At 50.7% G+C, this 18,605-nt stretch carries 32 protein-coding genes; 1 reads left to right on the forward strand and 31 read right to left on the reverse strand.

Going from position 1 to position 18,605, the window contains the following annotated elements:
* Positions 1-40: 40 nt before the first annotated feature.
* On the forward strand, positions 41-1,564 hold the full coding sequence (locus tag GS501_RS07120; protein WP_160831185.1) for an efflux transporter outer membrane subunit: 1,524 nt from the start codon (positions 41-43) through the stop codon (positions 1,562-1,564).
* A gap of 75 nt (positions 1,565-1,639) precedes the next feature.
* Here GS501_RS07120 and GS501_RS07125 read toward each other — a convergent pair whose 3' ends face one another.
* The 31 genes from GS501_RS07125 to rpsL all read right to left on the reverse strand — a co-directional run bounded on the left by GS501_RS07125 (position 1,640) and on the right by rpsL (position 18,356).
* Complete coding sequence (locus tag GS501_RS07125) at positions 1,640-1,810, reverse strand: hypothetical protein (protein ID WP_160831186.1); 171 nt, start codon at positions 1,808-1,810, stop codon at positions 1,640-1,642.
* Between the two features lie 99 nt (positions 1,811-1,909).
* On the reverse strand, positions 1,910-2,332 hold the full coding sequence (gene rplQ, locus GS501_RS07130; RefSeq protein ID WP_160831187.1) for a 50S ribosomal protein L17: 423 nt from the start codon (positions 2,330-2,332) through the stop codon (positions 1,910-1,912).
* 46 nt (positions 2,333-2,378) lie between these two features.
* On the reverse strand, positions 2,379-3,398 hold the full coding sequence (locus GS501_RS07135; RefSeq protein WP_160831441.1) for a DNA-directed RNA polymerase subunit alpha: 1,020 nt from the start codon (positions 3,396-3,398) through the stop codon (positions 2,379-2,381).
* A gap of 122 nt (positions 3,399-3,520) precedes the next feature.
* Positions 3,521-3,913: a 30S ribosomal protein S11 gene (gene rpsK / locus GS501_RS07140; RefSeq protein ID WP_160831188.1), complete on the reverse strand. Its 393-nt coding sequence runs from the start codon at positions 3,911-3,913 to the stop codon at positions 3,521-3,523.
* Positions 3,914-3,960: 47 nt separating this feature from the next.
* Positions 3,961-4,329, reverse strand: coding sequence for a 30S ribosomal protein S13 (gene rpsM, locus GS501_RS07145; protein ID WP_160831189.1), 369 nt, complete (start codon positions 4,327-4,329; stop codon positions 3,961-3,963).
* Positions 4,330-4,522: 193 nt separating this feature from the next.
* Positions 4,523-5,116: an adenylate kinase gene (locus tag GS501_RS07150; protein ID WP_160831190.1), complete on the reverse strand. Its 594-nt coding sequence runs from the start codon at positions 5,114-5,116 to the stop codon at positions 4,523-4,525.
* Positions 5,113-6,477, reverse strand: coding sequence for a preprotein translocase subunit SecY (gene secY, locus GS501_RS07155; protein WP_160831191.1), 1,365 nt, complete (start codon positions 6,475-6,477; stop codon positions 5,113-5,115). Before secY ends, GS501_RS07150 begins: the two co-directional genes overlap by 4 nt.
* A gap of 95 nt (positions 6,478-6,572) precedes the next feature.
* A complete protein-coding gene (rplO, locus tag GS501_RS07160) occupies positions 6,573-7,061 on the reverse strand; it encodes a 50S ribosomal protein L15 (protein ID WP_160831192.1) in 489 nt (162 codons plus the stop codon).
* Between the two features lies 1 nt (position 7,062).
* On the reverse strand, positions 7,063-7,254 hold the full coding sequence (gene rpmD / locus GS501_RS07165; protein WP_160831193.1) for a 50S ribosomal protein L30: 192 nt from the start codon (positions 7,252-7,254) through the stop codon (positions 7,063-7,065).
* Positions 7,247-7,816: a 30S ribosomal protein S5 gene (gene rpsE / locus GS501_RS07170; RefSeq protein ID WP_160831194.1), complete on the reverse strand. Its 570-nt coding sequence runs from the start codon at positions 7,814-7,816 to the stop codon at positions 7,247-7,249. Before rpsE ends, rpmD begins: the two co-directional genes overlap by 8 nt.
* A gap of 12 nt (positions 7,817-7,828) precedes the next feature.
* A complete protein-coding gene (rplR, locus tag GS501_RS07175; protein ID WP_160831195.1) occupies positions 7,829-8,191 on the reverse strand; it encodes a 50S ribosomal protein L18 in 363 nt (120 codons plus the stop codon).
* A complete protein-coding gene (rplF, locus tag GS501_RS07180) occupies positions 8,191-8,727 on the reverse strand; it encodes a 50S ribosomal protein L6 (RefSeq protein WP_160831196.1) in 537 nt (178 codons plus the stop codon). The genes rplR and rplF overlap by 1 nt, the downstream gene beginning before the upstream one ends.
* A gap of 9 nt (positions 8,728-8,736) precedes the next feature.
* The gene (rpsH, locus tag GS501_RS07185; RefSeq protein WP_160831197.1) at positions 8,737-9,135 is read right to left on the reverse strand and encodes a 30S ribosomal protein S8; all 399 of its coding nucleotides are present in this window, start codon (positions 9,133-9,135) and stop codon (positions 8,737-8,739) included.
* A gap of 15 nt (positions 9,136-9,150) precedes the next feature.
* Positions 9,151-9,456 carry a 30S ribosomal protein S14 gene (gene rpsN / locus GS501_RS07190; RefSeq protein WP_160831198.1) on the reverse strand — a complete coding sequence of 102 codons (306 nt, stop codon included), beginning with the start codon at positions 9,454-9,456 and terminating at the stop codon, positions 9,151-9,153.
* 130 nt (positions 9,457-9,586) lie between these two features.
* The gene (gene rplE, locus GS501_RS07195; protein ID WP_160831199.1) at positions 9,587-10,153 is read right to left on the reverse strand and encodes a 50S ribosomal protein L5; all 567 of its coding nucleotides are present in this window, start codon (positions 10,151-10,153) and stop codon (positions 9,587-9,589) included.
* 10 nt (positions 10,154-10,163) lie between these two features.
* The gene (gene rplX, locus GS501_RS07200; protein WP_160831200.1) at positions 10,164-10,484 is read right to left on the reverse strand and encodes a 50S ribosomal protein L24; all 321 of its coding nucleotides are present in this window, start codon (positions 10,482-10,484) and stop codon (positions 10,164-10,166) included.
* Positions 10,484-10,852 carry a 50S ribosomal protein L14 gene (rplN, locus tag GS501_RS07205; protein WP_160831201.1) on the reverse strand — a complete coding sequence of 123 codons (369 nt, stop codon included), beginning with the start codon at positions 10,850-10,852 and terminating at the stop codon, positions 10,484-10,486. Before rplN ends, rplX begins: the two co-directional genes overlap by 1 nt.
* Positions 10,853-10,864: 12 nt before the next feature.
* Positions 10,865-11,140, reverse strand: a complete 276-nt coding sequence (gene rpsQ, locus GS501_RS07210; RefSeq protein ID WP_160831202.1) for a 30S ribosomal protein S17 — start codon at positions 11,138-11,140, stop codon at positions 10,865-10,867.
* A gap of 13 nt (positions 11,141-11,153) precedes the next feature.
* The gene (gene rpmC / locus GS501_RS07215; RefSeq protein WP_160831203.1) at positions 11,154-11,387 is read right to left on the reverse strand and encodes a 50S ribosomal protein L29; all 234 of its coding nucleotides are present in this window, start codon (positions 11,385-11,387) and stop codon (positions 11,154-11,156) included.
* A 2-nt stretch (positions 11,388-11,389) separates the two neighbouring features.
* Positions 11,390-11,806, reverse strand: a complete 417-nt coding sequence (gene rplP, locus GS501_RS07220) for a 50S ribosomal protein L16 (protein WP_043557840.1) — start codon at positions 11,804-11,806, stop codon at positions 11,390-11,392.
* 52 nt (positions 11,807-11,858) lie between these two features.
* Entirely contained in the window at positions 11,859-12,536 is a 678-nt protein-coding gene (gene rpsC / locus GS501_RS07225) for a 30S ribosomal protein S3 (RefSeq protein ID WP_160831204.1), read from the reverse strand.
* A 3-nt stretch (positions 12,537-12,539) separates the two neighbouring features.
* Positions 12,540-12,968 carry a 50S ribosomal protein L22 gene (gene rplV, locus GS501_RS07230; protein ID WP_160831205.1) on the reverse strand — a complete coding sequence of 143 codons (429 nt, stop codon included), beginning with the start codon at positions 12,966-12,968 and terminating at the stop codon, positions 12,540-12,542.
* Positions 12,969-12,970: 2 nt separating this feature from the next.
* Positions 12,971-13,249 carry a 30S ribosomal protein S19 gene (rpsS, locus tag GS501_RS07235; protein WP_018980184.1) on the reverse strand — a complete coding sequence of 93 codons (279 nt, stop codon included), beginning with the start codon at positions 13,247-13,249 and terminating at the stop codon, positions 12,971-12,973.
* A gap of 17 nt (positions 13,250-13,266) precedes the next feature.
* A complete protein-coding gene (gene rplB, locus GS501_RS07240) occupies positions 13,267-14,097 on the reverse strand; it encodes a 50S ribosomal protein L2 (protein ID WP_160831206.1) in 831 nt (276 codons plus the stop codon).
* Between the two features lie 18 nt (positions 14,098-14,115).
* Complete coding sequence (locus GS501_RS07245) at positions 14,116-14,412, reverse strand: 50S ribosomal protein L23 (protein ID WP_202405363.1); 297 nt, start codon at positions 14,410-14,412, stop codon at positions 14,116-14,118.
* Between the two features lie 41 nt (positions 14,413-14,453).
* Entirely contained in the window at positions 14,454-15,068 is a 615-nt protein-coding gene (rplD, locus tag GS501_RS07250) for a 50S ribosomal protein L4 (RefSeq protein ID WP_160831208.1), read from the reverse strand.
* Between the two features lie 5 nt (positions 15,069-15,073).
* A complete protein-coding gene (gene rplC / locus GS501_RS07255) occupies positions 15,074-15,757 on the reverse strand; it encodes a 50S ribosomal protein L3 (RefSeq protein WP_160831209.1) in 684 nt (227 codons plus the stop codon).
* Positions 15,758-15,767: 10 nt separating this feature from the next.
* The gene (gene rpsJ, locus GS501_RS07260) at positions 15,768-16,076 is read right to left on the reverse strand and encodes a 30S ribosomal protein S10 (protein ID WP_018980179.1); all 309 of its coding nucleotides are present in this window, start codon (positions 16,074-16,076) and stop codon (positions 15,768-15,770) included.
* Positions 16,077-16,192: 116 nt separating this feature from the next.
* Positions 16,193-17,383, reverse strand: a complete 1,191-nt coding sequence (gene tuf, locus GS501_RS07265; protein ID WP_160831210.1) for an elongation factor Tu — start codon at positions 17,381-17,383, stop codon at positions 16,193-16,195.
* A 112-nt stretch (positions 17,384-17,495) separates the two neighbouring features.
* Entirely contained in the window at positions 17,496-17,972 is a 477-nt protein-coding gene (rpsG, locus tag GS501_RS07270) for a 30S ribosomal protein S7 (protein ID WP_160831211.1), read from the reverse strand.
* A gap of 12 nt (positions 17,973-17,984) precedes the next feature.
* Positions 17,985-18,356: a 30S ribosomal protein S12 gene (rpsL, locus tag GS501_RS07275; RefSeq protein WP_023979007.1), complete on the reverse strand. Its 372-nt coding sequence runs from the start codon at positions 18,354-18,356 to the stop codon at positions 17,985-17,987.
* Positions 18,357-18,605 lie beyond the last annotated feature (249 nt).

Below are 18,605 nucleotides of genomic sequence, written 5' to 3' on the forward strand. Positions count from 1 at the left end.
TGCTATCCTAAATTTTTCTCACTGGAGCCCCACCCATACCATGCTCTCCTTTTCTTCTCCACGAATAGCCCTTTTTCTCTCTGCGGCTTTTCTCCCATTTTTAAGTGGATGCATGGTCGGGCCTAACTATCATCGCCCTAAAGCAATTATTTCCGAGCAGTTCAAGGAAGCCCCACCACCTCGAGGATGGGACAAAGCACATCCAGAACGAAGCGAACTTCCGAAAGGAAATTGGTGGTCAATCTTTAACGACCCACTTTTAAATCAACTCGAGGAAGACGTAAGCCGTTCGAACCAAAGCCTCAAAGCCTATGAAGCGCAATATCGCAAAGCGCGGGCCATGATTGATTCTGTGCGGGCCAACCTCTACCCAACACTCAGCGGACATTTTAGTTTTAACCGTAACTCGCAAGGGGCCACTGTCCCTGACGGAATTGACAGTGGCACTCATGCCGTCACGAACACAACCAGCACATGGTCGACCGGACCTAGTGTTAATTGGACGATTGATGTGTGGGGCATGATTCGTCGCCAAATTCAGCAGCAAGTCACCGCAACACAGGCAAGTGCTGCACTGGTTGCTAACATGCGCCTTTCTTACCAACTCACTCTTGCTAGCGACTATATGAACCTACGCTACCAAGATAGCCTCATTGATCTCTTCCAACGCAATGTCAGACTCTACAAACACAATCTTGAGATTTTAACCAACCAATTTGATGCTGGCGTTGCTGATCCGACCAATGTGCTCCAAGCGCGCTATCAACTTCAATCAACAGAGGCGAGTCTCGCCAATGCTCATATCGCTCGAGCTCAATATGAGCATGCTATTGCTGTTCTCACAGGACGTCCACCTGCCGATTTGACAATACCCCCAGGCCATCTCCCTGACGACTTACCTCCACCTCCTCAAATCGTTCCTAGCCAGCTCCTAGAGCGCCGGCCTGACATTGCGCAAGCTGAACGTCAAATGGAAAGCTATAACGCGGAAATCGGCTATGAAATCGGTGCGTTCTACCCACAAATCAACTTGAGTGCGAGCTATGGCTATAGCGGTAACCCTCTACAACATCTTATCCAACTCGCCACACGAACATGGTCCCTCGGTGCTGCAGCTTCTGAAACAATCTTTCAGGGTGGTGCCCGTACCGCTGCTGTCCGTGGTGCCGAAGCCGACTACGATAATGCCGTTGCCAATTATAGGCAGACAGTCCTTAACGCGTTGCAGGACACGGAAGACCAGCTCTCCAATTTGCATTATCTAGAGGATCAAATGAAGCTTGAAAAAGAGGCTGTCAAAAGCGCACGTGGCGCTGCCGAAGTCTCTATGAATGAATATCTTGCCGGCACGCAAATCTATACAACAGTCATCACGGCCCAACAAACGGCGTTACAATACGAACAGACACAGCTCCAAGTTCAACAACAACGCTTGGTTTCTGAAATTCGTTTACTTGCCGATCTTGGGGGTGGATGGACGACAGATGAAATCCCCAGCAAAGGATCTCTCCAGACCAATAATCCCCTCATTCCAAGCTTTATCCAAAAAAACAAAACTAAGTAGTTCTTAAACAAAAACCCCGCTCTCAAAGGAAAGCGGGGTTTTTAGACAAGCGGATACGCTTCATGAAGCGTATCCTTAATGTTCGACTTTTTTAGAGCAGTTACATGTAGCACTGCGCCCTGTGAGCAGTCCTACGAATAACGCACCACCCGTCCATAACCACGGATGGTCAAACACCAAATCTTCAATAAGATCATGAACAAAGCCCGTCATTGGACAGAGTTTTTCTTTAATACCGTTGCTCATAGCCTCGCCTTTCAACCAAGGGATATGACCCCAGAGTTACAAAAAAGGGGCCGGTGTAAAACACCGACCCCTCCTTTATTCTCCTTATGGAGAAAAACCTCAAGCGGCTTCCTGCTCACCTTCAGCTTTTTGAGATGGACCGCTGTCCTTCCCACGTGCTGCGAGATCACGGTCAACCAGTTCAATAACAGCCATATCAGCGTTATCGCCATAGCGAACGCCAGCTTTCAGAACACGTGTATAACCTCCAGCACGGTTGCCATAACGTTCACCCAACGTTGAAAACAACTTGGACACAATGGTCTCATCACGCAACTGGGCAAAAGCCTGACGGCGCGCATGCAGCGTTCCGCGTTTGCCAAGCGTAATCAATTTTTCCGCTACAGGGCGAAGTTCTTTCGCCTTTGGCAAAGTTGTCGTGATCTGCTCATGCTTGATCAGAGCTACAGCCATGTTGCGGAACATTGCCGCGCGATGAGAAGAAGTAACACCAAGCTTACGCCCGCTCAGATTGTGACGCATTTTCTCTCCCTAATCCTTTTACCCAAAGCTTCCCAGCCAAGGCCTATTAGAATGTCTCGTCGAGACGCCGGGCCAGATCCTCAATGCTCTCTGGCGGCCAAGCAGGGACATTCATACCCAGCGATAGCCCCATACTGGTGAGCACTTCCTTGATCTCATTCAGCGACTTACGACCAAAATTCGGAGTCCGCAGCATTTCCTGCTCGCTCTTCTGCACGAGATCGCCAATATAGACAATATTGTCGTTTTTCAAGCAGTTTGCACTACGAACCGAAAGTTCAAGTTCATCCACTTTACGCAGAAGATGACGACTGAAAGGAAGGTCATCCTGCGGTTCTTCATGCTGAACCGGACGTGGCTCTTCAAAGTTAATGAAGAGTTGAAGTTGATCCTGAAGAATACGCGCAGCTAATGCCAAACTATCTTCTGGAGTTACAACTCCATTTGTCTCAACCGTCAAAAGCAACTTATCATAGTCTGTAACCTGACCAACACGGGTCGGTTCAACCTTGTATGATACGCGCTGCACCGGAGAATAAATAGCATCAACAGGAATCAAACCAATTGGTGCATCCTCCGGACGATTCATAGAAGCCGGCACATAGCCCTTACCCATGTTAACGGTAAGTTCCATACCGAACTTAACATCATCGTCGAGGGTACAAATGACCAAATCAGGGTTCATGACTTCAATGTCATGTCCTGTCTGAATCTGCCCTGCTTTCACCTCACCTGGCCCAGTTGCCGTGAGGATCATACGTTTCGGCCCTTCGCCATGCATCTGTAAAGCAAGCTGCTTCACATTCAACACGATGTCCGTAACGTCTTCCCGTACCCCAGCAACGGACGAGAATTCATGCAACACCCCATCAATCTGGATTGCTGTCACAGCAGCACCCTGCAGAGAGGAGAGAAGCACGCGGCGCAAAGCGTTGCCCATCGTCAAACCGAAACCACGCTCAAGCGGCTCAGCCACGATCGTCGCAACACGCGAAGGAACCGGGCCGGGCTCGACTTCAAGCTTCTCCGGTTTGATGAGGGACTGCCAGTTTTTCTGGAGAACCAAGGTCATGGCCTTTCAAACAACGAAGCCCGCCAAAAAATGGCGGCGCCAGGCCCGCACAAAATCGTGCGGTAAAAACCCACCAACATCAGGCTACCCTTTACCAGGGTAGCCACAGCAACACATTAAACGCGACGGCGCTTGCGCGGACGGCATCCATTGTGTGGAACCGGTGTCATATCACGAATCGACGTGATCGTGAAACCAACAGCCTGCAAAGCACGCAGAGCGCTCTCACGTCCTGAACCTGGACCGGAAACTTCAATCTCCAACGTTTCCATACCATGCTCACGCGCTTTACGACCTGCATCCTCAGCAGCAACCTGAGCCGCATAAGGTGTAGACTTACGAGAGCCTTTAAAACCTTGAGCGCCTGACGAAGACCACGAAATCGCATTGCCTTGGGCATCAGCGATGGTGATCATCGTGTTATTAAAAGTTGAAAGAACATGGGCAACACCAGAAATGATGTTCTTACGTTCCTTCTTACGAATACGCGGTGCGGCAGCCTTCGCCATAATTTATCCGTCCTACTAATTTCGCTAATGCTCAGAAAGGAGAAGTCTTACTTCTTCTTACCCGCAATTGCTACGGCCTTACCTTTACGCGTACGGGCATTTGTATGTGTCCGCTGACCACGTACAGGCAAGCTACGACGATGGCGTAGGCCGCGATAGCAACCAAGATCCATCAAACGTTTGATATTCATCGCACGCTCACGACGGAGGTCACCCTCAACGCGATACTCACTATCAATCAGCTCACGAATCTTAACGATTTCATCATCCGAAAGCTCATTCACGCGCTTTGCATCGGCAATACCGAGTTTTGCGCAAATCGTCTGCGCACTCGATGGACCAATACCATAGACATAGCGCAGACCAATGACCACCCGCTTGTTGGTCGGAATGTTTACGCCGGCAATACGTGCCACGCCAATTCTCCCATCAACGCGGCGCCTGCACCGCGTCCCCATAAATCTTTATTCGACTTAAACAGCACCGCTTATCGGTCCTGCCTCTCCACAAAACGATTCCGGCCTTACTGACAAGCCGTGCTTACTACGTGCTGGGCGAAATATACCGCCTAGCCGCACAAGTCAAACGATAACAATCACTTTTTCGTGATCAAGCTTCATATCCCGATGCTTTTGCCTCTTTCAGCAAGCCGTCTATATGCTTTCCAACCGTTCCTACGTCTTGCATACCATCAACACGCTTTAGGCGTCCACCTTGCTCATAATACGGCAAGATAGGCGCTGTTTGCGCCTGATAAACCTCTAAACGCGAACGAACAACTTCTGGCTTATCATCCGCACGTCGCGATCCATCGTCATTTTGACGGCCCGCAAGACGTTCCACCAGAGCTTCTTCATCCACCTCAAGAAGAATAACTACATCAATCTTCAGATTCTTACGCTTCAGCATAGAATCCAAAGCAAACGCCTGGCTTTCCGTACGGGGAAAACCATCGAGAATAAAACCCTGCGCGCAATCAGCCTCAGTAATACGATTCTCGATCATTTGAACCATAATAGGATCAGGGACAAACTGCCCCTTCTCCATAAGTTCTCTTGCTTGCAAACCGATCGGTGTTCCTGCAGCAACCTCAGCCCGTAGCATATCGCCCGTAGAGATTTGCTTCAGCCCGTAATGTGATTCCAAACGCTTTGCTTGAGTCCCTTTCCCAGCACCTGGGGGACCAAGAAGAATAACATTCATCGTTGCAGACCTTTTTCCCTTGAACGACCACTGCGACCACGCTGCTTACGAATCAATCCCTGATATTGATGAGCAACAAGATGAGATTGCGCCTGTGTCACCGTATCAATGGTGACAGAAACGATAATAATCAAACTTGTCCCGCCGAAGTAGAACGGAACATTGTAATGACTTATCAAAAACTGCGGTAACAAACACACCAACACCATATAACCTGCGCCAATGGCTGTCAGGCGTGATAGAATTCGGTCAAAATACACAGCAGTATTGGCCCCAGGACGAATACCTGGAACGAACCCACCCTGTTTCCGTAAGTTTTCAGCTGTTTCTTCAGGATTAAACGTCACAGCCGCATAAAAATATGAGAAAAATATAATCATTGCGGCATAAAACGCCATATAAAGCGGCTGGCCTTGTGAAAGCCATTGGCTCACACGCCCCAACACACCACCATTATTATGCATAAACCCGGCAAGAGTCGTCGGAATAAGCAAAACGGATGATGCAAAGATAGGCGGGATAACGCCTGCAGTGTTCACCTTAAGCGGCATATGCGTTGAGTCACCACCATAGATGCGGTTCCCAACCTGTCGTTTAGGATACTGGATAACAACGCGACGCTGAGCTTGCTCCATAAATACAATGAAAACAATCACAGCTAGGGCAAGCAGCAAAAAAATCACCACAAAAAAAGGTGACAAAGCGCCTGTCCGTCCCAGCTCAAAAAGATTCCCTAAGGCATTCGGTAAGTTCGCCACGATACCCGAAAAAATAATCAGCGAGATACCGTTCCCAAGCCCACGTGATGTGATCTGCTCACCAAGCCACATCAAAAACATGGTCCCTGTTACCAACATCACAACATAGGAAACCAGGAACATCGGACCCGGATCAATAACCGCACTCGCCCCAGAACGAGACGTCATATGTTCCAGCCCCATCGCAAAGCCATATGACTGAACAATAGCGATGAGAACGGTTAAATAGCGCGTGTATTGATTGAGCTTTTTACGTCCACTCTCCCCTTCCTTCTTAAGCGATTCCATCGAAGGTAAAGCCGTCGAAAGAAGCTGAATGATAATAGACGCACTGATATAGGGCATAATGTTTAATGCAAACAGCGTCATGCGCCCCAGCGCACCCCCTGTAAACATATCAAACATGCCCAAAATGCCATTTTGCTGCTGAGACGCAATTTGCCCCAAAACAGTCGCATCAATACCAGGCACTGGGATAAACGTTCCCAGTCGATAAACGATCAGCGCCCCAAGCGTAAACAAAATCCGCTTCTTGAGCTCCGTTGCCTTTGCAAAGGAACTCATACTGAGGTTGCCGGCCAACTGTTCAGCTGCAGAAGCCATCTCCCCATCCTTTCATGAAAACAGCGCCGCCGCACATTGTGCGGGACGCCGTTCACTAAATCACCACATGCCAATTCATATTGGCACAAAAGACATCAAGCGTCAGCCTGAGCTTCCTTCTTTGTGGCCAAAACTTTGACAGAGCCACCAGCTTTTTCAACAGCAGCACGCGCTGAAGCAGAAGCCCCGGCAACCTCAAAGTGTAGTCCTTGGGAAAGCTCACCCTTCGCCAAAAGACGAACACCAGCCACCCTGCGACTCCCCACGAGGCCTGCCTCACGAAGAGTTTCAATTGTCACCGGCGCAGAAGCAGAAAGTTTACCTGCCTCTAGAGCTTTACTTACAGTACCAAGATTAATCGTCGCATATTCCTTACGGAAGATGTTGACGAAGCCCCGCTTCGGCATACGACGATAAATTGGAAGCTGACCACCCTCAAAACCGTTTATAGAAACACCTGAACGGGCTTTCTGACCTTTATGGCCTTTACCCGAGGTCTTTCCTTTACCTGAGCCGATTCCTCGTCCCAAGCGCTTGCTACGGTAGCGAGCACCAGCATTATCACGCAGTTCGTTCAGGTTCATATCAACCCTCCACCTTCAACAGGTGGGATACCTTACGGATCATGCCTCGCACAGCCAAGGTATCCTCTAGAACACGGGAAGAACCGATGCCACGAAGCCCCAGTCCCTTAATCGTATCCGCCTGACCAGGTTTAGCACCGATTACAGAAGCAATCTGCGTTACCCGAACAGTTTTACCCTGAACTTCAGACATTAGCATTCTCCGTCTCTGAATGCTCACGACGCCCGAAAAGTTCATAGGTCTTCTTGCCACGACGAGCAGCAACCTGACGTGGGCTATTTGCACGCTCCAAAGCGTCAAAAGCAGCCTTAATCATGTTGTGCGGATTCCGACTTCCCAAGCTTTTAGCGACAACATCGCTTACACCTAGGCTTTCAAATACCGCACGGATTGGACCACCAGCGATGATCCCTGTCCCGGCATCCGCAGCACGAACAATCACCTTACCCGCACCGAAACGACCAACTGCATCATGATGCAATGTACGGCCCTCTTTCATGGGGACGCGTATCATCGTACGACGTGCATGCTCTGTGGCTTTACGGATTGCTTCAGGCACTTCGCGTGCTTTACCGGCACCGTACCCGACTCGTCCCTTCTGATCGCCAACAACAACCAAAGCAGCAAAGGCAAAGCGACGTCCGCCCTTAACCACCTTTGCAACACGGTTGATGGTTACGAGCTTATCAACCAGCTCATCACCTTGCTCGCGCTCACGACCACCACGGCCGCCTTCTCTTGGCTCACGTGCCATGTGTGATCCTCCTTAGAACGACAGCCCGCCCTCGCGGGCAGCCTCAGCCAGGGCTTTTACCCGACCATGATAAAGATAGGCGCCACGGTCGAAAACGACTTCCTTGACACCCGCTTCAACAGCGCGCTCAGCAACAAGTTTCCCGATAACGGTAGCCGCCTCAATGTTAGAACCCGCTTTACCGGCCTCACGAATAGCCTTCTCCAATGTAGAAGCGCTAGCTAACGTGTGACCACGAGCATCATCGATGACCTGAACATGAATATGCTTGTTAGAGCGGAAGACCGACAAACGCGGCCGGCCGCCGCTCTTGCGACGAAGCTGGAAACGCAACCGCTTGCGGCGACGCTCCTGCAATCCTTGCAGCGATGCCATTACTTCTTCTTACCTTCCTTACGACGCAGAACTTCAGTCTCATACCGAACACCCTTACCTTTATAAGGTTCAGGCTTACGGAAGCTCCGGATATCCAAAGCGACTTGACCAACGCGCTGCTTATCATTCCCTTCGACGGTGATAGCCGTCGGACGAGGCGTGGTGATCTTCACATCAGATGGAATTGGATAAACCACATCATGTGAGAAACCAAGATTCATAACCAAGTTAGAACCCTGCACAGCAGCACGGAAACCAGTCCCTTGAATTTCCAACGTCTTCGTAAATCCGTCAGAAACGCCCTTCACCATGTTGGCGAAAACAGCACGGGAGGTACCCCACATCGTCCAACTATCACGTGAACGACCACCGCGAGGACTAACTGTGATATTCCCCTCTTCCACCTTCACATCAATATGAGGCGAAACAGGCACTTGTAATTCACCGCGCTTTCCCTTGACAGAGAACATCCCGTTCACAACGGAAGCTTCCACTCCTGCGGGGAGCGCGATAGGATATTTACCTACGCGAGACATGTTTCCTCCTTAGAAGACGCGGCAAAGAATCTCGCCACCAACATTGGCAGCGCGAGCCTCGACGTCGGAAAGAACGCCACGCGGTGTCGAGAGGATAGAAACACCCAAACCAGCATAGACCCGTGGCAATTCTTTAATTTTAGAATAAACACGACGTCCTGGACGGGAAACACGGTGAATCTCGCGGATCACTGGCTGACCTTCAGCATATTTCAGCTCAATGCGAAACTGAGAAATTCCTTTACGAACCTCTTCAGTTGTAAATCCACGGATATACCCTTCACGCTTTAGCGCTTCAAGAACGCTAGCACGCAATTTGGATGCCGGCGCAACACAAGCAGCATGGCGGGCACGCTGAGCATTACGGACCCGGGTGAGCATATCACCCAATGGATCAGACATAGACATTCAGACTACCCTTACTTACCAGCTGGACTTGACCATACCGGGAATCTGTCCCGTAGAAGCAAGATCGCGCAACGCGATACGACTCAACTCAAATTTCCGATAGTTCGCACGTGGGCGACCAGAAATTTTGCAACGCAAACGCACACGCGTCTGAGAGCCATTGCGAGGCAATTGTGCTAACTTCAACGAAGCTTCGAAGCGTTCTTCCATCGGAAGGGAACGGTTCTTAATAATATTTTTGAGAGCGGTCCGCTTTTCCTTATCACGCTTTGCCAAAGCTGCGCGATGGTTATTACGGTTTACCGCAGAGGTCTTCGCCATCTCGAATCTTCTCCCGGAACCTGTCAGGCCTATCCCGACGGTTTTCCAATCAGCGGTCTTGTAACGGTATTCCCCCCCTTTTGAAAAGGGGGAAATCCCGTTTTTCCGTGATTGTTACGAAAAATATCGCTTAAGACGCAATCGGCAGATCGAAAGCTTTCAGCAATGCTTTAGCTTCTGCGTCTGTCTTAGCTGACGTTACAAAGATAATGTCCATTCCGCGAATGGCATCTACCTTATCGTAATCAATTTCCGGGAAAACAATTTGCTCTTTGAGACCCATGGCAAAATTACCACGACCATCAAAGCCCTTGTTTGCCGGAAGACCACGGAAGTCACGGATACGAGGCATAGCAATCGTCACAAGACGATCTAAAAACTCATACATACGTGCACGACGTAACGTCACCTTGCAGCCAATTGGCAACCCTTCACGGATTCTAAAACCAGCTACAGCCTTACGCGCCAGCGTCTTCACAGGCTTTTGACCAGAAATAAGCGCCATCTCTGCCACAGCAGCATCAAGCTTTTTCTGATCAGCCGCAGCCTCACCAACCCCCATATTCAGCACGATCTTCTCGAGCTTAGGGATTTGCATGTCGTTCTTATAGCCGAACTGCTCACGCAGTTTCGCCCGAAGAGCGTCTTGATAATGCTGCTGCAGACGAGGCAGAACGGTACCCTTATTGTCGCTCATCGTTCTCTCCTCAGCCTTCGATCACTTCGCCGGTTGCCTTAGCAACACGAACTTTACGACCATCCTCTAACACACGGAAACCAACGCGTGTTGGCTTACCGCTCTTAGGATCAATCAGCTTAAGGTTAGAAAGATGAACCGGCATTTCGCGATCGACAATGCCACCACCTTCACCCATGCGATTTGGCTTTGTGTGACGTTTCGCCACAGCAACACCACGGACAACAGCCTTCTCTACCTTTGGTAGAACAGAAAGCACTTCGCCGCGTGTGCCACGAGAACGGCCACTCAACACCAATACCTGGTCACCTTTTTTGATACGTGCAGCCATTACAGTACCTCCGGAGCCAGAGAAATAATCTTCATGAATTTACGAGCACGCAATTCACGAACCACTGGTCCAAAAATACGAGTTCCAATCGGATCTTGCTGATTATTCAACAACACAGCAGCGTTCCGATCAAAACGAATAGCCGAACCATCAGGGCGTCGCACTGGATAAGATGTACGAACGACTACAGCACGATGTACGTCGCCCTTCTTCACCTTACCGCGTGGAATAGCTTCCTTAACGGATACGACAATGACGTCGCCGACCGAGGCGGTCTTCCGTTTGGAGCCACCCAGTACTTTAATGCACTGCACCCGACGTGCACCGGAATTATCGGCCACGTCAAGGTTGGTCTCGGGATGAATCATGTGTCTACCCCCTTATGCGCCGGCTGAGGGCGATGCAGTCTCAACGACATCGGCCCCATTGCGGGAAACAACCGTCCACGTCTTACGCTTGGAAAGAGGTGCGCATTCTACAATGCGCACAACATCTCCAATCTGACACGCATTAGCTTCATCATGAGCTGCGTATTTCTTGGAACGGCGGATAAACTTCTTGTACAGCGGGTGCATAACGCGACGATCAACAAGAACGGTCACCGTCTTGTCCATCTTATCGCTGGTTACCCGACCTGTCAGGACGCGCCTGGGCATCGTCCGTCTCCTCTCAGGACTTAGCGGCGGACGTTTGTGCGCCCGCCCGGTTCTTCGACTGATGCAGCACCGTCTTGATACGTGCGACAGCACGACGCACGACCTTAACGTGGCTGGTATTCTCGGATTGGCCCGTGGCCGCAGCAAAACGCTGGTTAATCTGCTCGCGCTTTAGCTCAACAAGAAGAGATTTCAACTCATCTTCGCTCTTAGCACGCAGATCAGCAACCTTATAGCTTTCAGCCATTATTAAGCCTCCCCGATACGCTGAATGAACTTGGTCTTAATTGGCAGCTTTGCAGCAGCCAGACTCAGAGCCAAGCGGGCAACCTCAGGAGGAACCCCTTCGATCTCGAAGAGGATACGCCCCGGCTTTACGCGGGCCGCCCAGTACTCAGGGTTACCTTTACCGGACCCCATACGCACTTCTGCCGGCTTTGTCGAGACCGGAGTGTCAGGAAAAATACGAATCCAAACACGACCGGCACGTTTCATCGCACGCGTAATAGCACGACGAGATGCCTCAATTTGACGAGCCGTAATCCGCTCCGGCTCAAGAGCCTTCAGGCCATACGCACCGAAATTTAGCTGCGTACCACCTTTGGCCATCCCATGAATACGCCCTTTATGGGCTTTACGGAACTTTGTCCGCTTTGGAGAAAGCATAGTTTTCTTTCCTCACATCAAGCACCGCAGGAAAAACAGGGATTCCCCCGTTTTAGCGTTGTGGAGCCTGCTCCGCAGCACGACGATCTTGCGCAGAAGGATCATGAGCAAGAATCTCACCCTTAAAGATCCAAACCTTTACGCCACAAGAACCATAGGTGGTATGTGCTGTAGATGTCCCATAATCGATATCTGCACGCAACGTATGCAACGGCACACGACCTTCACGATACTTCTCATCGCGAGCAATTTCTGCTCCACCGAGACGACCGCTGCAGGTAATACGGATACCCTGAGCACCCAGACGCATCGCAGACTGAATAGAACGTTTCATAGCCCGACGGAAAGCAACACGACGTTCCAATTGCTGTGCAATATTATCGGCTACAAGCGTTGCATCGATTTCTGGCTTACGAATCTCAACGATATTCAACGCAACATCTGTCTTAGCCATGCGGCTCAGAGTCTTGCGCAGCGCATCAATATCCTGCCCTTTCTTCCCGATGATAACACCAGGACGAGCAGCATAGATCATGACGCGTGGCTTCTTCGCTGGACGTTCAATGACCACACGAGAGACACCGGCACCAGAAAGTTTACGACGCAAAAATGCACGCAACTTCAGGTCTTCATGCAGTAGGCGGGAATAATCACTCCCCGCATACCAACGGCTATCCCAAGTACGATTAATGCCGAGCCGGAGCCCGATCGGATTAACCTTATGTCCCATAGATCAGGCTGCCTTCTGCTCTTTGTTGTTTTTACGAGAGTTGGAGGTTTCCTCAGAATCCTCAGAACGCTCAGCAACAACAATCTTCAGATGACTAAAGAACTTCTCAACACGTGCTGAACGACCACGACCACGTGCATGAAAACGCTTCATGACGATTGATTTGCCAACTTCTGCCGTCTTAACCACCAGGCGATCAACATCAAGCTGATGGTTGTTTTCTGCATTCGCAACAGCACTCTCGAGAGCTATCTTCACCTGCTGGGCAATACGCCGACGTGAGAACGTCAATGCCGCAATTGCCTTATCAGCGGGTTGATTGCGAATCGTAGCAGCGACCAAGTTGAGCTTACGCGGACTTACACGGATGTTACGTGCGACAGCCTGAGCTTCAGTGTCAGCAAGGGTACGAATATGCTTCGGCTTACTCATGATCAGCCTCGCTTTGACTTCTTATCGGAACCATGACCGGTATAAGTACGTGTCGGTGAAAACTCACCGAACTTATGACCAACCATATGCTCCGAGACCTGCACGGGCAGGAACTTATGACCATTATAAACACCGAACGTCAGTCCGACGAACTGCGGAAGAATAGTAGAACGACGTGACCAGATTTTGATCACTTCATTCCGGCCTGAGGCGCGAGCCTTCTCAGCCTTACCGAACAGATACCCGTCGACGAACGGGCCTTTCCAGACGGAACGTGCCATCTCTGTTTTGCCCTCTCTTACTTGCCGGACTTACGACGACGGATAATCAGACTGTCCGTCTTCTTGTTTACACGTGTCTTGTAGCCCTTAGTTGGTACACCCCATGGCGTCACAGGATGACGACCACCTGAAGTACGTCCTTCACCACCACCGTGTGGATGGTCAACTGGGTTCATCACGACACCACGGTTATGTGGACGACGACCCAACCAACGTCTACGACCGGCCTTACCCATATGCTGGTTCATGTTGTCTGGGTTAGAAACCGCACCAACAGTCGCCATGCACTCACCGCGAACAAGACGTAGCTCGCCAGATTGCAACTTCACCTGAGCGTAACCAGCATCTTTACCGACGAGCTGCGCGTATGTCCCTGCTGAGCGAGCCAACTTACCGCCAGCACCCTGCTTCAGCTCAATGTTGTGGACAATCGTACCAACCGGCATAGAGCCAAGCGGCATCGCATTGCCTGGACGCACATCAACATGATGTCCTGCAACAACTCGATCACCTACTTTAACGCGCTGTGGCGCAATAATGTAGGAAAGCTCACCATCTTCGTAACGAATGAGCGCGATAAAAGCCGTCCGGTTAGGATCATACTCTAAACGCTCTACCGTTCCCGCTACGTCAAATTTACGACGCTTGAAATCAACATAACGGTAAGACTGCTTGTGTCCACCACCACGGAAACGAACCGTCGTACGACCGTAGTTATTACGGCCACCTGACTTGCTCTTACCTTCCGTGAGCTGCTTGATCGGCTTCCCTTTCCAGAGTTCGCTGCGATCAATCAGCACCGTGCCACGAGTACTCGGCGTCGTGGGATTAAAGTGCTTTAATGCCATGGTTATCTACCCCGCGCGTCAACCTAGCTTTGCAGTAAGGTCAATGGACTGACCTTCAACAAGCTGAACATACGCCTTCTTAATGTCAGAACGGCGACCTGGACGACCCTTGACGCGCTTCGTCTTCCCTTTTTGAACCAGCGTGCTGACACCAGCCACTTTTACGTCAAAAAGTTTCTCAACAGCGGTCTTGATCTGCGGTTTTGTCGCACCCAACGCTACCTTGAATACAACCTGGTTACGCTCAGAGAGCATGGTTGCTTTCTCAGTAATCAACGGTGCACGCAGCACATCGTACAGAGCTTCTTCAGACAGGTTCGCCGCTGTCTTACGTGCATTCAAAACGATTTTCGTTGTCATGCCAGACGCTCCTTGAGACCCTCAAGAGCAGCGCGGGTAATTACCAGCACATCGTGCTTGAGAATGTCATAAACATTTGCACCAACCGTGGGCAGCAGATCAATTTTAGGCAGATTAGCTACTGCACGTGCAAATGGTTGATCAGAAACCTGATCTACAAACAACGCAGATGTGAAGCCTAATGCTTTCAATCGCACAGAAGCATCCCGTGTTTTCTCAACTCCGGAAAGGTTCTCCAACACAACAAGCTTACCTTCAGCAGCTTTCTGAGCCAGGGCAGATGCCAGGCCTAGACGACGCACTTTCTTTGGCAAGCTAAAACCATGATCCCGAACAACCGGACCGTGGACGACGCCACCTGTACGGAACTGAGGCGCACGCAAAGACCCTTGACGGGCAGAGCCTGTGCCTTTTTGACGGTATGGCTTCTTAGTCGTTCCAGAAACAGCGCTTAGACCCTTGGTCGCATGCGTACCTGCACGGCGTTTCGCCAATTGCCAGTTCACAACACGCGCCATAATGTCTTTGCGCGGAACAATCCCGAAAATCTCTTCCGGCAGTGCGATTTTGCCAGCACTCCCGTTATCGAGGGTTTTGATATCGTATTCCATATCCCTCACCCGGCGGCCTCAACGGTCGCTGCCGGATATGGCGCGTCCGTATTACGGGCCTTCTTGATTGCATCGCGAACCAGGACAAAGCTGTTTTTAGCGCCTGGAATGGCGCCACGCACCATAATCAGGTTACGCTCTTCATCAACAGCTGCAATCTCAAGGTTCTGCGTCGTCACGCGCTCGTCACCCATGTGACCAGCCATCTTCTTGCCCTTGAACACCTTACCAGGATCTTGACGTTGACCCGTCGACCCTGCTGAACGGTGACTAATGGACACACCGTGCGAGGCTTCTAGACCGGCAAAGTTGTGGCGTTTCATAACACCCGCAAACCCTTTACCTTTACTGCGCCCCGTCACATCAACTTTCTGACCAACCACAAAATGGTTCACAGAAAGCTTAGTGCCTGGCTCAAGCACAGCATCTTCGGCCACACGGAACTCAACAAGCTTCCGTTTTGGCTCAACCTTCACACGAGCAAAATGCCCACGGTTCGCTTTTGTAACGTGCTTTGCTTTAGCATTTACCGTACCAAGCTGAACGGCTGTATAACCGTCGCGCTCCTTTGTACGGGCATCCACAACCTCAAGATTATCGAGGTGCAGCACCGTCACCGGCACATGTGTGCCGTCTTCCTTAAAGAGCCGGGACATACCCAGCTTTTTTGCAATCAATCCGGTACGCATCGTCTGGACCTTAAAGTTTAATCTCGACATCAACGCCAGCGGCGAGGTCGAGCTTCATGAGGGCGTCCACGGTCTGCGGAGTTGGCTCAACAATGTCAAGCAACCGACGGTGAGTTCTCATCTCGAACTGTTCGCGGCTTTTCTTATCCACATGAGGTGAACGGTTCACGGTAAACCGTGCAATGTGCGTTGGCAAAGGGATAGGACCCCGAACCCGCGCACCCGTACGCTTCGCCGTATTGACGATCTCTTTCGTGCTGTTGTCCAACACACGATGATCGTACGCCTTAAGGCGAATGCGGATGTTCTGGTCGTCCATGTTTTAATTCATCCAACTTAGTAAACCGGGTGCTGTCCTACTGCTATTCCATCTGAAATGGAACCCCGGCTGAAAAAAATTCAGCCGGGGTTCCATAAATAACGGCCAGAGAGGACTTAGGCTGAAATGTCAGCCACAACACCTGCACCTACCGTACGGCCACCCTCACGGATAGCGAAACGGAGGCCTTCATCCATGGCAATCGGAGCAATGAGCTCGACATTCATGGTAACGTTATCACCAGGCATCACCATTTCCGTGCCTTCTGGCAGAGTTACAACACCTGTAACGTCTGTCGTACGGAAATAAAACTGCGGACGATAGTTCGTGAAGAATGGGGTGTGACGTCCACCCTCTTCCTTCGTTAGAACGTATGCCTCAGCCTTGAACTTGCTGTGTGGCGTAATCGTTCCTGGCTTTGCCAAAACCTGACCACGCTGCACATCTTCACGCTTCGTTCCACGTAGAAGAGCACCGATGTTATCACCGGCCTCACCACGATCAAGAAGCTTACGGAACATTTCAACGCCCGTAACTGTTGTCTTAACCGTAGGCTGCAAGCCAACGATCTCAACTTCGTCACCAACGTTAACCGCACCGCGCTCAACACGACCTGTCACAACCGTACCACGACCGGAAATTGAGAACACGTCCTCAATCGGCATCAGGAATGGACGGTCAATTGGACGCTCTGGCTGTGGAATATAGCTGTCAACAGCAGCCATCAGCTCACGAACAGCCTTCTTACCCTGCTCTTCATTGCTATCCTCAAGAACAGCCAAAGCAGATCCCTTGATGATGGGGATATCATCACCTGGGAAGTCGTAAGAAGAAAGAAGTTCACGAACTTCCATTTCCACAAGCTCAAGAAGCTCTGGATCGTCAACCTGATCAACCTTATTCAGGAAGACAACCAGCGCTGGCACACCAACCTGACGTGCAAGCAGGATGTGCTCGCGTGTCTGTGGCATTGGACCATCAGCAGCAGACACCACCAACACCGCACCATCCATCTGAGCAGCACCGGTGATCATGTTCTTCACATAGTCAGCGTGACCTGGGCAGTCCACGTGAGCATAGTGACGATTTTCCGTCTCATACTCAACGTGAGCTGTAGAAATCGTAATACCACGAGCACGCTCTTCAGGAGCCTTATCGATCATATCGTAAGCACTGAAGGTCGCGCCACCGGTCTCTGCCAACGTCTTCGTGATTGCAGCGGTCAGCGTGGTCTTACCGTGGTCAACGTGACCGATGGTGCCGATATTGCAATGCGGCTTATTACGCTCAAACTTAGCCTTTGCCATCGTCTCTCTCCAAAACCTTAGCTCTCATATGAACTCAAGGTATGACTGAAACTTCATGCCAGTGCTTCTCATTCAACAAAAGAAACACTGGAAGCCCTATTACTGGTTCAAATTACCAGCGATAATGACTGAATGCCTTATTGGCTTCAGCCATACGATGCGTGTCTTCCCGTTTTTTGACGGCAGAACCGCGATTATTGACCGCGTCCATCAGCTCATTGGAAAGACGGTCCTGCATGGTGTTCTCACCACGCTTACGAGATGCATCAATCAACCAGCGAATCGCTAGTGCTTGACGACGCTCTGCACGAACCTCAACCGGCACCTGATAGGTTGCACCACCAACACGGCGGGAACGCACCTCAACAGCCGGCTTTACGTTATCCAATGCTGAATGAAACATAGCCACTGGATCCGCTGAAGAACCACCACGGCGACGCAACACTTCCAACGCCCCGTAAACAATACGTTCAGCAGTGGATTTCTTACCATCATACATTAACGCGTTCATGAAACGCGTGATGACGGCATCTCCAAATTTCGGATCGGGAAGGATCTCACGCTTAACAGCGCGATGACGGCGACTCATTCCAAATACCCCTTATTTCGGCCGCTTAGCGCCATACAGCGAACGACGCTGACGACGTTTTGCGATACCTTGCGTATCCAACACACCACGAAGAATGTGATACCGCACACCGGGAAGATCCTTCACGCGACCACCACGGATGAGCACAACACTATGCTCCTGGAGGTTATGTCCCTCACCAGGAATATAACTCACCACCTCATACCCGTTGGTCAGACGCACTTTGGCAACCTTACGCAGGGCGGAGTTCGGTTTCTTCGGTGTTACGGTATAGACACGTGTACAAACACCACGCTTCTGCGGACATCCCTGCAGAGCAGGAACCTTGTTCCGCTTGGCGGCCGGCTCGCGGCCCTTTGCGATCAACTGGTTGATGGTCGGCATGCGCCCTTCCCAATCCTTGTCCATATGCGGACAGAAGTCATTCTCCTGTCTCGACATCCGTTCAAACCGACACGCGGCTGAACCGCCTGCCTTCGCACAACACGAAAGAAAGAAAGTGACACTCACTCTCTTTCCACACTCCATACCCCTGGGCTTAACCCCTTTTCTTCTGAAAAGAAAGTAGCACCAGACGTGATTCTTTTTCTTGGGACGATTCCTTCATCTCTAATGAGCGGGAACTGTCTAGGC

Source organism: Saccharibacter sp. 17.LH.SD (genome assembly GCF_009834805.1).
Taxonomy (GTDB): domain Bacteria; phylum Pseudomonadota; class Alphaproteobacteria; order Acetobacterales; family Acetobacteraceae; genus Saccharibacter.

Excerpts from the sequence above, each read along its gene's own strand:
- rpsH (WP_160831197.1), bottom strand. The coding sequence starts at position 9,135 with ATGTCTATGTCTGATCCATTGGGTGATATGCTCACCCGGGTCCGTAAT.
- rplN (WP_160831201.1), bottom strand. The coding sequence starts at position 10,852 with ATGATTCATCCCGAGACCAACCTTGACGTGGCCGATAATTCCGGTGCA.
- rpsJ (WP_018980179.1), bottom strand. The coding sequence starts at position 16,076 with ATGGACGACCAGAACATCCGCATTCGCCTTAAGGCGTACGATCATCGT.
- rpmC (WP_160831203.1), bottom strand. The coding sequence starts at position 11,387 with ATGGCTGAAAGCTATAAGGTTGCTGATCTGCGTGCTAAGAGCGAAGAT.
- rpsQ (WP_160831202.1), bottom strand. The coding sequence starts at position 11,140 with ATGCCCAGGCGCGTCCTGACAGGTCGGGTAACCAGCGATAAGATGGAC.
- GS501_RS07150 (WP_160831190.1), bottom strand. The coding sequence starts at position 5,116 with ATGAATGTTATTCTTCTTGGTCCCCCAGGTGCTGGGAAAGGGACTCAA.
- rplD (WP_160831208.1), bottom strand. The coding sequence starts at position 15,068 with ATGGAATACGATATCAAAACCCTCGATAACGGGAGTGCTGGCAAAATC.
- GS501_RS07120 (WP_160831185.1), top strand. The coding sequence starts at position 41 with ATGCTCTCCTTTTCTTCTCCACGAATAGCCCTTTTTCTCTCTGCGGCT.
- rplX (WP_160831200.1), bottom strand. The coding sequence starts at position 10,484 with ATGGCTGCACGTATCAAAAAAGGTGACCAGGTATTGGTGTTGAGTGGC.
- tuf (WP_160831210.1), bottom strand. The coding sequence starts at position 17,383 with ATGGCAAAGGCTAAGTTTGAGCGTAATAAGCCGCATTGCAATATCGGC.
- rpsS (WP_018980184.1), bottom strand. The coding sequence starts at position 13,249 with ATGGCACGTTCCGTCTGGAAAGGCCCGTTCGTCGACGGGTATCTGTTC.
- rpsC (WP_160831204.1), bottom strand. The coding sequence starts at position 12,536 with ATGGGACATAAGGTTAATCCGATCGGGCTCCGGCTCGGCATTAATCGT.
- rpsE (WP_160831194.1), bottom strand. The coding sequence starts at position 7,816 with ATGGCACGTGAGCCAAGAGAAGGCGGCCGTGGTGGTCGTGAGCGCGAG.
- rplO (WP_160831192.1), bottom strand. The coding sequence starts at position 7,061 with ATGAACCTGAACGAACTGCGTGATAATGCTGGTGCTCGCTACCGTAGC.
- rpsK (WP_160831188.1), bottom strand. The coding sequence starts at position 3,913 with ATGGCGAAGGCTGCCGCACCGCGTATTCGTAAGAAGGAACGTAAGAAC.
- rpsN (WP_160831198.1), bottom strand. The coding sequence starts at position 9,456 with ATGGCGAAGACCTCTGCGGTAAACCGTAATAACCATCGCGCAGCTTTG.
- rpsG (WP_160831211.1), bottom strand. The coding sequence starts at position 17,972 with ATGAGTCGCCGTCATCGCGCTGTTAAGCGTGAGATCCTTCCCGATCCG.
- GS501_RS07125 (WP_160831186.1), bottom strand. The coding sequence starts at position 1,810 with ATGAGCAACGGTATTAAAGAAAAACTCTGTCCAATGACGGGCTTTGTT.
- rpsL (WP_023979007.1), bottom strand. The coding sequence starts at position 18,356 with ATGCCGACCATCAACCAGTTGATCGCAAAGGGCCGCGAGCCGGCCGCC.
- rplR (WP_160831195.1), bottom strand. The coding sequence starts at position 8,191 with ATGGCATCGCTGCAAGGATTGCAGGAGCGTCGCCGCAAGCGGTTGCGT.
- secY (WP_160831191.1), bottom strand. The coding sequence starts at position 6,477 with ATGGCTTCTGCAGCTGAACAGTTGGCCGGCAACCTCAGTATGAGTTCC.
- rplQ (WP_160831187.1), bottom strand. The coding sequence starts at position 2,332 with ATGCGTCACAATCTGAGCGGGCGTAAGCTTGGTGTTACTTCTTCTCAT.
- rplB (WP_160831206.1), bottom strand. The coding sequence starts at position 14,097 with ATGGCATTAAAGCACTTTAATCCCACGACGCCGAGTACTCGTGGCACG.
- rplE (WP_160831199.1), bottom strand. The coding sequence starts at position 10,153 with ATGAGCGACAATAAGGGTACCGTTCTGCCTCGTCTGCAGCAGCATTAT.
- rpmD (WP_160831193.1), bottom strand. The coding sequence starts at position 7,254 with ATGTCTGAAGTTCAGGGTAAAACTGTTCGGGTAACGCAGATTGCTTCT.
- rplP (WP_043557840.1), bottom strand. The coding sequence starts at position 11,806 with ATGCTTTCTCCAAAGCGGACAAAGTTCCGTAAAGCCCATAAAGGGCGT.
- rplV (WP_160831205.1), bottom strand. The coding sequence starts at position 12,968 with ATGAGTAAGCCGAAGCATATTCGTACCCTTGCTGACACTGAAGCTCAG.
- rplF (WP_160831196.1), bottom strand. The coding sequence starts at position 8,727 with ATGTCTCGCGTAGGTAAATATCCTATCGCGCTCCCCGCAGGAGTGGAA.
- rplC (WP_160831209.1), bottom strand. The coding sequence starts at position 15,757 with ATGCGTACCGGATTGATTGCAAAAAAGCTGGGTATGTCCCGGCTCTTT.